12 protein-coding genes are annotated in these 13,430 nt (G+C 60.1%); 9 read left to right on the forward strand and 3 right to left on the reverse strand.

Annotated elements, in window-relative coordinates:
* The first annotated feature begins 8 nt into the window (after positions 1-8).
* A complete protein-coding gene (mmsB, locus tag ACZ9H3_RS18565; RefSeq protein ID WP_065759306.1) occupies positions 9-896 on the forward strand; it encodes a 3-hydroxyisobutyrate dehydrogenase in 888 nt (295 codons plus the stop codon).
* Positions 897-956: 60 nt separating this feature from the next.
* On the opposite strand, the gene ACZ9H3_RS18570 is transcribed toward mmsB, so the two are convergent.
* Complete coding sequence (locus tag ACZ9H3_RS18570) at positions 957-1,301, reverse strand: cupin domain-containing protein (RefSeq protein WP_065759305.1); 345 nt, start codon at positions 1,299-1,301, stop codon at positions 957-959.
* A gap of 283 nt (positions 1,302-1,584) precedes the next feature.
* Here ACZ9H3_RS18570 and mdaB point away from each other — a divergent pair, with 283 nt between their 5' ends.
* The 3 genes from mdaB (at position 1,585) to ggt (ending at position 4,924) form a co-directional block, all read left to right on the forward strand.
* The gene (gene mdaB / locus ACZ9H3_RS18575; protein WP_476221908.1) at positions 1,585-2,175 is read left to right on the forward strand and encodes an NADPH:quinone oxidoreductase MdaB; all 591 of its coding nucleotides are present in this window, start codon (positions 1,585-1,587) and stop codon (positions 2,173-2,175) included.
* 67 nt (positions 2,176-2,242) lie between these two features.
* The gene (locus tag ACZ9H3_RS18580) at positions 2,243-3,139 is read left to right on the forward strand and encodes a LysR family transcriptional regulator (protein WP_099776526.1); all 897 of its coding nucleotides are present in this window, start codon (positions 2,243-2,245) and stop codon (positions 3,137-3,139) included.
* Between the two features lie 117 nt (positions 3,140-3,256).
* Positions 3,257-4,924 carry a gamma-glutamyltransferase gene (gene ggt, locus ACZ9H3_RS18585; RefSeq protein WP_476221910.1) on the forward strand — a complete coding sequence of 556 codons (1,668 nt, stop codon included), beginning with the start codon at positions 3,257-3,259 and terminating at the stop codon, positions 4,922-4,924.
* 62 nt (positions 4,925-4,986) lie between these two features.
* Here the strand turns inward: ggt and ACZ9H3_RS18590 are convergent, their stop codons facing one another.
* Positions 4,987-6,906, reverse strand: a complete 1,920-nt coding sequence (locus ACZ9H3_RS18590; RefSeq protein ID WP_476221912.1) for a methyl-accepting chemotaxis protein — start codon at positions 6,904-6,906, stop codon at positions 4,987-4,989.
* A gap of 425 nt (positions 6,907-7,331) precedes the next feature.
* On the opposite strand from ACZ9H3_RS18590, the gene pcaH reads away from it, so the two are divergent.
* Positions 7,332-8,051, forward strand: coding sequence for a protocatechuate 3,4-dioxygenase subunit beta (gene pcaH, locus ACZ9H3_RS18595; RefSeq protein ID WP_065759301.1), 720 nt, complete (start codon positions 7,332-7,334; stop codon positions 8,049-8,051).
* An 11-nt stretch (positions 8,052-8,062) separates the two neighbouring features.
* Positions 8,063-8,668: a protocatechuate 3,4-dioxygenase subunit alpha gene (gene pcaG, locus ACZ9H3_RS18600; protein ID WP_065759300.1), complete on the forward strand. Its 606-nt coding sequence runs from the start codon at positions 8,063-8,065 to the stop codon at positions 8,666-8,668.
* Between the two features lie 68 nt (positions 8,669-8,736).
* Here the strand turns inward: pcaG and ACZ9H3_RS18605 are convergent, their stop codons facing one another.
* Positions 8,737-10,455, reverse strand: coding sequence for an FAD-dependent oxidoreductase (locus ACZ9H3_RS18605; protein WP_330521894.1), 1,719 nt, complete (start codon positions 10,453-10,455; stop codon positions 8,737-8,739).
* 175 nt (positions 10,456-10,630) lie between these two features.
* Here ACZ9H3_RS18605 and ACZ9H3_RS18610 point away from each other — a divergent pair, with 175 nt between their 5' ends.
* The 3 genes from ACZ9H3_RS18610 (at position 10,631) to ACZ9H3_RS18620 (ending at position 13,414) form a co-directional block, all read left to right on the forward strand.
* Entirely contained in the window at positions 10,631-11,407 is a 777-nt protein-coding gene (locus ACZ9H3_RS18610; protein ID WP_409281071.1) for an IclR family transcriptional regulator, read from the forward strand.
* A gap of 124 nt (positions 11,408-11,531) precedes the next feature.
* Entirely contained in the window at positions 11,532-12,581 is a 1,050-nt protein-coding gene (locus ACZ9H3_RS18615) for a Gfo/Idh/MocA family protein (protein ID WP_476221914.1), read from the forward strand.
* Between the two features lie 17 nt (positions 12,582-12,598).
* Positions 12,599-13,414 carry a sugar phosphate isomerase/epimerase family protein gene (locus ACZ9H3_RS18620; protein WP_476221916.1) on the forward strand — a complete coding sequence of 272 codons (816 nt, stop codon included), beginning with the start codon at positions 12,599-12,601 and terminating at the stop codon, positions 13,412-13,414.
* The last annotated feature ends 16 nt before the right edge of the window (positions 13,415-13,430 follow it).

Genomic DNA, 13,430 nt, shown 5'->3' on the forward strand with positions numbered 1-13,430 from the left:
AGATCGTCATGCGTATTGCATTTATCGGCTTGGGCAACATGGGCGCGCCGATGGCGCGCAACCTGATCAAGGCCGGGCATCAACTGAATGTGTTTGACCTGAACAAGACCATCCTGGCCGAGCTTGCTGAGTTGGGTAGCCAGGTCAGTGCTTCGCCACGGGAAGCAGCAGAAGGCAGCGAGCTGGTGATTACCATGCTGCCAGCCGCCGCCCATGTGCGCAGCGTGTACCTGAGTGAAGATGGCGTGCTGGCGGGAGTGCGTGCCGGTACCCCAGTAGTGGATTGCAGCACCATCGACCCACAGACGGCCCGCGATGTTGCGGCCGCCGCCGCCAAGCAGGGTGTCGCGCTGGCCGATGCGCCGGTTTCCGGTGGCACGGGCGGCGCCCAGGCGGGCACACTGACCTTCATGGTAGGCGCGAGCGCTGAACTGTTTGCCACCTTGCAGCCGGTACTGGCGCAGATGGGGCGCAACATCGTTCATTGTGGCGATGTCGGCACCGGGCAGATCGCCAAGATCTGTAACAACCTGCTGCTGGGTATCTCGATGGTGGGGGTGTCCGAAGCCATGGCGCTGGGCAATGCCCTGGGTATCGACACCAAGGTTCTGGCGGGGATTATCAATAGCTCCACTGGGCGTTGCTGGAGCTCGGATACCTATAATCCGTGGCCGGGCATCATCGAGACGGCACCGGCTTCGCGCGGCTATACCGGCGGTTTTGGCGCCGAGCTGATGCTCAAGGACCTGGGGTTGGCGACTGAGGCGGCACGCCAGGCTCACCAGCCGGTGATTCTCGGCGCGGTGGCGCAGCAGTTGTATCAAGCGATGAGTTTGCGCGGTGATGGCGGCAAGGACTTCTCCGCGATCGTCGAAGGTTACCGCAAGCCTGAATAGCAAGCTGCGTTGATCACGGGCAGGCCGGCTCCTATGCAGGAGCTGGCCTGTCGGCTTTGCTTACGCAAAGACGAAGTACTTGCGTACGGTCTCCACCACTTCCCAGGTGCCGCGCATTCCCGGTTCGACGATGAAGATGTCTCCCGCCCGCAAGTGGATCGGCTCCTGACCATCAGGCGTGATCACGCAGTAGCCTTCCTGAAAGTGGCAGTATTCCCACTTCTCGTAATTGACCCGCCATTTGCCAGGCGTGCAGATCCAGGTGCCCATGATCTTGCTGCCATCCTCGCTGGTATAGGCGTTGAGGTTGACGGTGTGCGGGTCTCCGGCGAGTTTCTCCCATTTGCAGGCATCGAGTACCGGTAACGGGTGGGTGTCGCGCAGAACGACGATCGATTTCGACATGAGGGCTCCAGGCAGGTTGAGGAAGTGAACCCGCAGCCTAGCGGGCGGCTCAGCCCCCCGGTTGTCTGGACTCGACATCAAGCTGTCCAGAAGCGCACAAGCCATCAGCCTTGCAATAGATACGCGACTGCAATAATTCGCGTTCCATTCGTGCGCTCCAGTCAAAAGCGTTTTGCCGTCGAGGTGGTTTTTCCGGGCTTTGTTCGTCGCTAACCTGCCCGGCATTCAATTCAATCCGGTTCGTTATCCCAATGGCGTCGACCGGTCACCCGATGAGGCCCCGATGAAAAAAGTCCTGTTGCTCAATGGCGGCAAGAAATTCGCCCACTCCGATGGCCGCTTGAATGAAACCCTGCATGAGGCAGCGCTGGCGTTTCTGGATCGTGCCGGCTTTGACGTCAAATCCACCTATATCGACGGTGGTTATGACAATGCTGAAGAGGTGCAGAAGTTTCTCTGGGCGGACGTGATCATCTATCAAATGCCCGGCTGGTGGATGGGCGCGCCCTGGACCGTCAAGCAGTACCTTGATGAGGTCTTCACCGCCGGTCACGGCAGCCTCTATGCCAGCGACGGTCGAACCCGTTCCGACGCGTCTCAGAAGTACGGCAGTGGCGGCCTTGTTCACGGCAAGTACTACATGATTTCGGCCACCTGGAATGCGCCGCAGCAGGCGTTCGATGACCCTGACGATTTCTTTGAAGGCAAGGGTGTGGACGCCGTGTACTTCCCGTTTCACAAGGCTAATCAGTTCCTCGGCATGACGGGGCTGCCGACTTATCTGGCGGTGGATGTGATGAAGCGCCCGAACGTCGCTGCTGCCGTCACTGCGTATGAGCAGCATCTGGCCCGGGTATTCCAGATCCCGGCTTGATGGGTGCTTGCACAAGCCTGTGCAAGCCGCTATCAATCAGCGTTTGGTTGCTGCACAAGGTGTTCGCGTGAAAGCCAGGTCCGATGAGTTACAGGTGTTCGTCTCGGTGATCGAGTGCGGCTCGATTTCCGCTGCGGCCGAGCAGGTCGGGCAGACCCCATCGGCGGTCAGTCGAACCTTGTCACGCCTTGAAGCCAAGCTGTGTACCACGCTGATCAATCGCACTACCCGGCGCATGGACCTGACCGAGGAGGGCCGGTTTTTCTTCGAGCGAGCCAAGGCGATTCTTGCGCAGATGGATGAGCTTGAAGAGCGTTTGTCGTTGCACCGTCAAACGCCGTCCGGGCGGTTGCGGATCAACGCCGCGGCGCCGTTCATGCTGCACGCCATCGTCCCGTGGGTGGAGGAGTTCCGTGAGCGCTATCCGGACATCCAACTGGAGTTGAACACTGACGACTTGATCATTGACTTGCTGGAGCAGGGTACCGATGTGGCGATCCGCATTGGCGAGCTGTCCGACTCCAGCCTGCATGCCCGTTCGCTGGGCTGCAGCCCGCTGCAGATCCTGGCCAGCCCCGAGTACTTGGCGCGGCATGGCACGCCACGGCAGGTTGAAGACCTGGCCGGGCACTCGCTGTTGGGCTTCAGCCAGACCGAGACGCTCAACCACTGGCCTTTGCGCCATGCTGAAGGCGATCGTCTACCCATTCGTCCGAGCCTGTCGGCATCCAGCGGCGAAACCTTGCGCCAATTGGCCTTGGCCGGGGCAGGCATCGCGTGCCTGTCGCACTTCATGAGCCACGAGGACGTGCGTGCCGGACGCCTGCAGGTGATTCTTGCCGATGCCAACAGCGGCTATCGCCAGCCGATCCATGCGGTGTACTACCGCAATACGCAACTGGCCCTGCGCATTCAGTGCTTTCTCGATTTCATTCAGCAAAAGCTGGCGGTCTACGCCTGTTGAGATTTCTGGCGGCGACAGAGGCTGTCTAAACGCGGCTGTTTTCGCTTCGGTGTTTGATATGTCGTTCGACATCAGCCTTAATGGGTGTTCAACGAAAACAACACTAAGGAAGCTTTCATGCGCGTTGTGATGTTCCGACTCCTGACCCTCAGTGCCGCGATTATCGCCAGTTCTTCGGCCTACGCCGTGACCCTGGACGGTGGCGCGGTCGCCGCGCCCGATCAATATGGTGCACAGGTAGCCGCCGAAGTCCTGAAGAAAGGCGGTAACGCGGTGGATGCTGCCGTGGCGACTGCATTCACGCTGGCTGTGGCTTACCCCGAGGCTGGCAATATCGGCGGCGGTGGTTTCATGACCCTGTACATGGACGGCAAGCCCTATTTCCTCGACTACCGCGAGGTCGCCCCGAAAGCGGCGAGCCGCACCATGTACCTGGACGATAAAGGCGAGGTCATCGAGAACCTCAGCCTGGTCGGTGCACGTGCCGCTGGTGTACCGGGTACGGTGATGGGGTTATGGGAGGCGCATCAGAAATTCGGCAAGCTGCCTTGGGCCGAGCTGCTGACCCCAGCGGTCGGTTACGCCAGGAATGGCTTTAAAGTGGCCTCCAAACAGTACCAGTACCGTGAGGACGCCCTGGGTCTGTTCAAGGACAGCACCAACTTCAATGACTATTTCGGCAGCATGAAGGTCGGCGAAACCTTCAAGCAACCCGAGTTGGCGCAAACCCTGGAGCGTATTGCCAGCAATGGCGTCAGTGAGTTCTATCAGGGCAAGACCGCCGACCTGCTGGTGGCTCAGATGCAGGCCGACAAGGGCTTGATCAGCAAAGATGACCTGAAGGATTACAAGGCTGTCTGGCGTGAGCCGATGCGCATCGACTGGCGCGGCAACACGGTCTACACCGCGCCGTTGCCAAGCTCTGGTGGTATCGCGCTGGCGCAACTGTTGGGCATCAAGGAAAATCGCGCTGCCGACTTCAAGGGCGTTGAGTTGAACTCGGCTCGTTATATCCACCTGCTGGCCGAAATCGAGAAGCGGGTATTTGCCGACCGTGCCGACTACCTCGGCGACCCTGCGTTCAGCAAGGTGCCAGTTGAGCAATTGATTGCCAAGGACTACCTGCTCAAGCGTGCCAAGGAGGTCAATCCGACGGCCATCTCTGAGACGGAGAAAGTCCGCCCGGGCCTGGAACCGCATCAGACCACGCACTTCTCCATCGTCGACAAGCAGGGTAACGCCGTCAGCAATACCTACACCTTGAACTGGGACTATGGCAGTGGCGTTGTCGTCAAGGGCGCGGGCTTCCTGCTCAATGACGAGATGGATGACTTCAGTTCCAAGCCTGGCGTAGCCAACGCCTTCGGTGTGGTCGGCGGCGACGCCAACGCCATCGAGCCAGGTAAGCGCATGCTTTCGTCAATGAGCCCAACGCTGGTAACCCGCGACGGCCAGGTCACCCTGGTTCTGGGTACGCCAGGTGGTTCGCGGATTTTCACCTCGATCTTCCAGGTGTTGAACAACCTCTATGACTACAACCTGCCGCTGGAGAAGGCCGTTGCTGCGCAGCGTGTGCATCATCAGTTGCTGCCTAAGGACACTATCTATTACGACGCTTATGCGCCGTTGAATGGCAAGGTGGCTGATGATCTGAAGAAGATGGGGTACACCCTGGAAGATCAGGGTTGGGAGATGGGGGATATCCAGGCGATCCGGGTCAATGGCACGGCGCTGGAAACCGCTTCCGATCCACGTGGCCGGGGTGTGGGCCACGTGGTGAAGTAACCGGCCTTATCGCTGGTACTGTCGACGCCTGCTGGTGTCGGCAGTGCCAACGATGTCTCAGGTCAGACGCGGAAGTGGCTGACCATCATCTGCAACTGGTTACCCAGCCGCGCCAACTCGACGCTGGACGCCGCGGTTTCTTCACTGGCTGCGGAAGTCTGCTCCGAGACATCGCGTACATTGAGGATGCTGCGGCTGATTTCCTCGGCTACGGCACTCTGCTGCTCGGCGGCTGCGGCGATCTGCTGATTCATCGACTGGATGTTCGACACCACGCGGGTGATGTTCTCCAGTGATGCACCGGCTTTACGCGTCAGTTCAACGCTGCTGTCGGTCAGGTTACGGCTGTTCAGCATGACGTTGGCGACCTGTTGGGTGCCGCTTTGCAGGCCTGCTACCAGTTCTTCGATCTCTTCGGTGGATTTCTGCGTGCGCTGGGCCAGGCCGCGAACCTCGTCAGCGACCACGGCAAAACCACGACCGGCTTCGCCTGCGCGGGCCGCTTCGATGGCGGCATTCAGGGCGAGCAGGTTGGTCTGCTCGGCGACCGACTTGATCACGTCCATGACGCTGCCGATCTTCTGGCTTTCCTGTTGCAGGTGCCCCATGGCGTCGGTCGAGCGCTTCACTTCTTCGGCCAGACGTTCGATTTGGGCAATGGCCTGGGCGACGACCTCATCACCCGCACGGGCCTGACCGTCAGCATCGGTTGCCGCTTCTGAGGCCAACTCGGCGTTTCGCGCCACCTCCTGCACTGTCGTCGCCATTTCATGCATGGCGGTTGCCACCTGATCGGTTTCGACCTTCTGGCTGTTGACTCCGGCATTGGTTTCCTCGGTGACCGCCGAGAGTTCTTCCGCTGCGCTGGCGATCTGGGTGACGCCGTCACGGATGCCTGTGATCAAGTCACGCAGGGTGCTGCCCATGCGCTGTATGCCTTGCTGTAAAACGCCCAACTCGTCTCGGCGGGTCACGCGTAGCTCATGGGTCAGGTCGCCTGCAGCGATTTTCTCGACCACCTTGAGGGTGTCTTGCAGCGGGCGGGTAATCTGGCGGGTAATGATAACCGCGGCCAGTACGCCGAACAGCAGTGCCAGCAGGGTGCTGATGAGTTGCAGTGCACGCGCCTGGGCGCTTTCGTCATCACGACGATCCAGTTGGATCTTATAGAGCTGATCGCTGTATTTGACGATATCGGCGCCTTGTACGGTCATTTCCTGGCGAGCTACGGCGATCTCGGCAATGGCGCTCTTGAAGGTGAGTACGGCGTCACGGTAGGCGAGGATGGCGCTTTCGAACTGCTTGGCGCGGGTGGTTTCGCGTGGCAGGTGATCGTTCAGTTGGCGGACTTCAGTCAGGGCCGCATCCAGTTGTCGCAGAGCCGCCTGTTCGGTCGAAGTACTGAGGTCGGCAATGTAGCTGCGCACTTCCAGGCGCACCATCATCAGTTGTTCCTTGACCCGCGTAATGGCCTGGAATTGCTCAAGACGACGAGGGTCGCTCTCTGGCAAGGCCAGGACATCGCGGTTGATCGACTCGATCAACTCGATGGCGCTGGCGGCGGCTACACCCATCGCATCGCGGGCGGCCAGGGTGGTTCTATAGCCGTTGCGCATCTTGTTCAGTGATACCTGATACGCGCTGATGGTCTTGGCCTGCTGCTGCAGCAGTTTGATGTTCTCGGGGCTCTTGAAGCTGTTCAGCAGTTTCTGCTGTTGCGCGCTGAACGTGTCGAGTTTGGCTTGAACATTGGCGGCGCTGGTGTCATCGCCGTTGGTCAACATGTATTGCAGGCGCGCAATGCGCATGTTCGTCAGGTCGCTGTTGAGCTGAGTGATGTCGCTCATCCAGTTGCTACGGTCGATCAGGCCACCAAGGCTGGTCCAGCCTGTCAGCGCCAGAAGGCCGGTCAGTAACAGCACCAGACCGAAGCCCAGGCCGAGTTTCACATTGACGCTGATATTGGCAAACCAGCTGTTCATACCATCCCTCCAGGAACGTTTTACGGTCTTGATCCCGATCGCTGGAAGGTTGTTTTTCTTGGTGCCATGCGATCCATACGCTGGCTTTATCGGCGGCAGTTCGAGTAGCTGAAACGCTTTTTCAGCAATTCCTACGAAATTGATCAACAAAGTGTTTAGCGCATGTTTCTGCGCCGTTCAGGGCTTCTTCAACGTCTCCTGAATCAAGCCTGCCAGCGCTTGGCCGGTGGAGCCGTGCGTATCCCTTTTCGCCATAGCCTATGAAAACTCTTGGGTTAGGCGACGTGAGCGCGCTGCGCTATACATAACCCATTGGTTATGTTTCCCATGGTTCTTTTCAGTTCCCGTCGAAGCCGTCTTGGCCGACACTGGGTGCTCGCCTGCTCCTCCCGGGCTTTTCCACATCCAATAACAAGGAGAACGGCATGTCCGCCACAGACGACAGTCGCTTCGCTATCCGTGATCGCAATTGGCACCCGAAAGCCCTGACCCCCGACTACAAGACCTCTGTTGCCCGGTCGCCGCGTCAGGCACTGGTGAGCATTCCTCAGTCGATCAGCGAAAGCACCGGTCCAGATTTCTCTCACCTGCAGTTTGGTCAGCATGACCATGACCTGTTGCTGAACTTCAACAACGGCGGCCTGCCGGTTGGTGAGCGCATCATCGTTTCCGGTCGAGTGTGTGACCAGTACGGCAAGCCGATCCCGCATACCCTGGTGGAGATGTGGCAGGCCAACGCGGGTGGCCGTTATCGGCACAAGAACGACCGTTACCTGGCGCCTCTGGACCCTAACTTCGGCGGTGTTGGTCGAGCCTTGACCGACCGTGATGGCTACTACAGTTTCCGCACGATCAAGCCCGGTCCTTACCCATGGCGTAACGGGCCGAACGACTGGCGTCCGGCGCATATCCACTTCTCTATCAGCGGCCCGTCGATCGCTACCCGGTTGATTACCCAGTTGTACTTTGAAGGTGATCCGCTGATTCCGATGTGCCCGATCGTCAAGTCGATCGCCAATCCTGAAGCGGTACAGAGCCTGATCGCACGCCTGGACATGACCAACGCGAACCCGATGGATTGCCTGGCCTATCGTTTCGACATCGTGCTGCGCGGCCAGCGCAAGACGCACTTTGAAAACTGCTAAGGAGCCCCGCCATGCCTACTCAACTGCTGCCGGAAACCCCTTCGCAGACCGCCGGTCCTTACGTTCATATCGGCCTGGCACTGGAAGCCGCCGGTAACCCGACTCGCCCTCAGGAAATCTGGAACCGTATGGCGCGTGCCGATGCCCCGGGCCAACAGATCCTGGTGTTTGGCCATGTATACGATGGCAACGGCCATCTGGTGCGCGACTCGTTCCTGGAGTTCTGGCAGGCTGACCATGAGGGTCACTATCAGCCAGATTTCAACCTGGAAAAGCCATTCAACAGCTTCGGTCGCACAGCCACGACCTTTGATGCGGGCGAGTGGAACCTGCACACCATCAAGCCGGGTGTCGCGCTGAATGCCGCCGGTGTGCCAATGGCACCGCACATCAACGTGAGCCTGTTTGCCCGTGGTATCAATATCCACCTGCAGACCCGCTTGTACTTCGATGATGAAGCCGAGGCCAACGCCAAGTGCCCGGTACTCAACCTGATCGAGCAGCCGCAGCGTCGCGAGACCCTGGTTGCCAAGCGTTGTGAAGTGGACGGTAAACTGGCCTACCGCTTCGACATTCGTATTCAGGGTGAAGGCGAAACGGTGTTCTTCGACTTCTAAGCCTGTAGCGCCATAAAGAAGCCCGCCAATTGGCGGGCTTTTTTTATGGGCTGCTGTTTGTAGTGGAGTTACTCGTAGGCTGTTGCGCCGGCAATGTGGCGTCCAGCGATGTAACCAAAGGTCGCGGCCGGTCCCAGGTTTATGCCGCCTGCCGGGTAGTGGCCGCCCATGATGCTGGCCATGTCGGTACCTACCGCATACAACCCGGCAATGGGCTGGCGTTGCTCATCAAGCACCTGGGCGTGCTCGTTGGTCTTGAGGCCAGCGAAGGTGCCGAAGCAGCCCGGTTCGACTTTAACTGCATAGAAGGGGCCTTTCTCGATCGGCGCGACGCAAGGATTGGGGCCATGCAACGCATCCCCTTGTTTACGGTTGTAGGGTGTAGAGCCACGGCCGAACAACGGGTCTTCGCCGTTGCGCGCATGGCGGTTGTATTGCTCGACGGTCGTACTCAAACCCTGGGGGTCGATACCGCAAGCCTGGGCCAGCGCTTCAAGGGTGTCGCCTTTCTTCAGGTAGCCGGAGCGTACGAAGGGTTCGACCGGCAGTGGGAACGGGCGGGAAATCCCCAGGCCATAACGGCGCTGGAAGGCATGGCTGCAGATCAGCCAGGAGGCCACCTCTTCACCCGGCGCCGCAGCGACCATGGCACTGACATAGTCATAGTAACCGCCGGCTTCGTTGACGAAGCGCTTGCCGTTCGCCAGTACACCGATAATGCCTGGCTTGCCACGTTCGATGATGTGCGGGAAGTGACCGAACGTGCCGTCCTTGTATGGCACCCTGGAGACTGGTGCCCAGGCGACCGGGCTGAGCAGGTCGTCAGCCATCCGGCCGCCGACGCTTTCGCCCAGGCGCAGGCCGTCGCCGTTGGCGCTCAGTGGCGGCAAGGCCAGGTGTTCGTTGCCGGTGGGCGTACGCGGGAACAACGCCTTGCGACGTTCGATATCGTTGGGGAAGCCGCCTGCCGCCAGCACTACCGCATGACGCGCGCGGATCTTAACGGGGCCGTTGCGTGTTTGCACGACGGCGCCAGCCACCCGGTTGTTTTCGTGAATCAGTTCGCTGGCCGGGGCCGACTCCCAGAGCAGTACGCCGAGGTCTTCGGCAGACTTGGCCAGCCTGGCCACCAGTGCAACACCATTGACCAGGTGCATGGCCCGACCGTTGAGCGCCAGGTCGAGCAGGTGCCGGCTGAAGCGCTTGGTCACGTGGAGCAGCGAGCGCCAGGAACGGGTCAGGGTCAGGAAGGCCGCGAGGTCTTTGCCGGCCATGATCGGCATGCCCATGAACGAGGTTTCGCGCATGGTCTTGCGCAGGCGTTTGAGCAACTTGCCGACTTCGCGAGCATTGTAGGGGGCGGCGATAACCGAACGTCCGCCCGTTCCGGCACCGGGTGTGTCGCCATGAATATCGGCGATAGCGTTGCCATCGGAAAACTGCAGGGCAGTATGGCGTTCGAAGAACGAGACCATGTGAGGCGCGGCCTCCAGAAACGCATCGATCATTACGGGATCGAAGCGCTCGCCCAGTTCGTGCTCAAGGTAGGTACGGGGCAGTGAACGGTCTTCAATGATACCGGCGCGTTGTGCCAGTGGATTGCAGGGCACCCACATCCAACCTCCGGACCAGGCGGTGGCACCGCCGAACACCGGGTCTTTCTCGACCACGATGACCTTTTTACCGTGCCAGGCGGCTGTCACGGCGGTGGATAAACCGGCAGCACCGGAACCGATGACCAGGACATCGCAGTCCACCGTGGTGTGCAAAGAGGTGTCGGCAGGCATTTGAGATCTCGCGTTCAGGGTCGAATAGTTTTGTTTTTGGAACTCAATTCCATATTCTATGGTTGCTGTCCGATATCGCCAAGTGCAAAGCGGGCAAAATGGGCGAAGATCGAACAGTGGTTTGCGCTTTCGCCGACGCTCTTTAGAATCGGCAAAATTTTTAGGGACCGTGACCATGGCCGGCAGTCAGATTGAACGTGCGTTAAGCCTTCTCGAAAGCCTCACCAGCGCCCCGCGCGGCCTGCCAATGCAAACGCTGGCTGAGCAACTGGACATCCCCAAGAGTGCTACCCATCGCATGTTGGCCGAGCTGATACGCCTCGGGTATGTGCGGCAAAACCCGGAAAACAGTCGTTATCTGCTGAGTACCAAGCTGGTCGCTTTGGGTTTTCGTTACCTCTCCAGCGCTGGCGCCGATGTGGTTCAACCCGTCCTTGATCAATTGGCCCAGCAAACGGGTGAGCTGGTGCGTCTTGGAGTGATCGACGGCGAGCGCCAAACCTGGATCGCCAAAGCTCAGGGGGCTCGCTCGGGGTTGCGTTATGACCCCGATATGGGCCGGGATGCGCCATTGTTTTACACCGCTTCCGGGCATGCCTGGCTGGCCAGCCTGAGTGATGCGCAGGCCTTGCTGCTGGTGGAGCGCCAAGGGATTGCCCGGCGGGAGGACTTTGGCCCCAATGCCCCGGCTTCCAATGCCGATTTGCTCGAGCGTCTGCGCATTGCCCGTGAGCATGGTTATGCCTGGGTCGTTGAGAGCTCTGCGGTAGGCACCTCGGCACTGGCGGCAGTGGTGCGTCACCCGCTGGACGGGCATGTGGTCGGGGTGCTTAGTGTCGCCGGGCCCAGTGCCCGTATGAGTGAGGCGCGTATGCATGAACTGGCCCCGGCATTGCTGGCTGCGACGGCAGAGTTGTCGGCAGCCTGCCCCGCTTCGGAGTTGTTCCTCTAGCGTTTCTGCAGCGCCATAGCGAATGGCAGCCCTCAGGGTTGCCATTTTTTTTGCTTGCAAGAAAAGTGGAACTGAGTTCTAAATAAAATGTGAAGAACAACAGCTCATCACGAGGAACTCAGGCTTGAATCAGCCATTGCGAATTGCCTTGATCGGGGCAGGGGTTATGGGCCGCCAGCACTATCAGCATTTACGAACACTCGACCAGGCACAGCTGTGCGCGGTGGCCGACCCGAATGAAAGTGCGGCTGAGTTTGCTGCCGAGTGCGGTGTGGCTCACTACGCCGATTACCGGCAGATGCTTGCTCTCGCCCGGCCTGAGGCCGTCATCGTCGCCAACCCGAACGCGCTGCATGTGAGTACGGCACTCGACTGCCTGGCGGCAGGGGTGCCTGTGTTACTGGAGAAACCGGTGGGGGTGCAGGTAGGGGAAGTGCGCGAACTGGTCGCGGCCTCGAAGGCTACCGGGGTGCCGGTTCTGGTTGGGCACCACCGTCGACACAATCCCTTGATTGCCCGCGCCCATGAAGTGATATCGCGTGGCGTTTTAGGGCGTTTGACCACCGTCACCGCGCTCTGGCAGTTGCGCAAGCCAGACAGCTACTTCGATATCCCGTGGCGGCGCGAGGCTGGCGCGGGGATGTTGCTGACCAACTTGATCCACGACCTCGACCTGCTGCGTTACTTGTGTGGCGAGGTTCGCCAGGTGCAGGCGATCACCAGCAACGCGGTACGCGGCTTTGGCAATGAGGACTGCGCGGCGGTGTTGCTCCAGTTCGATAACGGCGCGCTGGGCAGCCTGACCGGCTCTGATGCCGTGGCCGCGCCCTGGAGCTGGGAGCTCGACAGTGGCGAGAACCCGGTCTACCCGCGTCAGGCCGATCAACCCTGCTACCTGTTGGCAGGTACCGCGGGTGCCCTGAGCATTCCTCAGCTCAAGCGCTGGCACTACGCCGAAGCCGGGGAGGGGTGGCATCAACCACTGCTGCAGGTGCAGGAGCCGTTCACTGCCGATGAGGCCCTGCGCCTGCAACTGCTGCACTTTATCCAGGTCGCTCGTGGCCAGGTTCAGCCGCTGGTCAGTGCGGCTGATGCAGGGCGCACGCTGGCCCTGATCGAAGCCATCCGCGAGGCCGCGCGCACTGGTCGCGCCTGCGCCCCTGCCTGTCTTTAAGCCTTGAAGGAGTCATCATGAATCAACGTGTTATGTCGCTGGCGGCCTTGACGGTGCTGGAGTTGTCCCCGGTGCAGATGGTTGAAGTGGCCGCCCGGGCCGGTTACAGCCATGTTGGCTTGCGGCTGGAGCCCGCCACGCCAGAAGAGCACCATTTTCCCTTGGTGCGTGACGCCGAGCTGCGTCGTCAGACCGCTGCACGCCTGCGTGACACCGGTATCAAGGTGCTGGATGTGGAAATCCTGCGGCTCAAACCCGATACCCGTGTCGGGGATTTTGAAGCCTTGCTGAGCGTTGGCGCCGAGTTTGGCGCCACGGAGCTGCTGGTGGCCGGTAACGATCCCGATGAGCAGCGCCAGACCGATAACTTCGCGGCCCTGTGTGACCTTGCCGCTCGCTATGGCTTGCACCCCCATCTGGAATTCATGCCATGGACTGATGCGAAGAACCTTACCCAGGCGCGGCGCATTGTCGAGAACGCTGGGCGCGATAATGGTTGCGTGCTGATTGACGCCTTCCACTTCGATCGCTCGGGGTCGTCACTGGAAGCGCTGCGACAACTGCCGCGTTCACGCATGCGCTATGCCCAGTTGTGTGACGTGGCGGGGCCGCGCCCTGACGATATGGCTGAAATCCTGCGTCAGGCGCGTAACGAGCGGCGCTTTCCGGGCGATGGCGATTGCGATCTGCAAGGGTTGTTGCGCTGCTTGCCCTGTGACCTGCCGCTGAGCCTGGAAATCCCTACACGGCAGTTGCTTGAGCAGGGCGTCAGTGCTCTAGAGCGTGCAACGCTGGCGCTGGAAAAGACCCTTCAGGTGTTGAGCCTCCGTTGACCTGCGAGCATTGTTG

This window comes from Pseudomonas sp. TE3910 (assembly GCF_056279025.1).

Coding starts and splice junctions, on each gene's coding strand:
- mmsB (WP_065759306.1), top strand. CDS start 9: ATGCGTATTGCATTTATCGGCTTGGGCAACATGGGCGCGCCGATGGCG.
- ACZ9H3_RS18570 (WP_065759305.1), bottom strand. CDS start 1,301: ATGTCGAAATCGATCGTCGTTCTGCGCGACACCCACCCGTTACCGGTA.
- mdaB (WP_476221908.1), top strand. CDS start 1,585: ATGAAAAAAGTCCTGTTGCTCAATGGCGGCAAGAAATTCGCCCACTCC.
- ggt (WP_476221910.1), top strand. CDS start 3,257: ATGCGCGTTGTGATGTTCCGACTCCTGACCCTCAGTGCCGCGATTATC.
- ACZ9H3_RS18590 (WP_476221912.1), bottom strand. CDS start 6,906: ATGAACAGCTGGTTTGCCAATATCAGCGTCAATGTGAAACTCGGCCTG.
- pcaH (WP_065759301.1), top strand. CDS start 7,332: ATGTCCGCCACAGACGACAGTCGCTTCGCTATCCGTGATCGCAATTGG.
- pcaG (WP_065759300.1), top strand. CDS start 8,063: ATGCCTACTCAACTGCTGCCGGAAACCCCTTCGCAGACCGCCGGTCCT.
- ACZ9H3_RS18605 (WP_330521894.1), bottom strand. CDS start 10,455: ATGCCTGCCGACACCTCTTTGCACACCACGGTGGACTGCGATGTCCTG.
- ACZ9H3_RS18610 (WP_409281071.1), top strand. CDS start 10,631: ATGGCCGGCAGTCAGATTGAACGTGCGTTAAGCCTTCTCGAAAGCCTC.
- ACZ9H3_RS18620 (WP_476221916.1), top strand. CDS start 12,599: ATGAATCAACGTGTTATGTCGCTGGCGGCCTTGACGGTGCTGGAGTTG.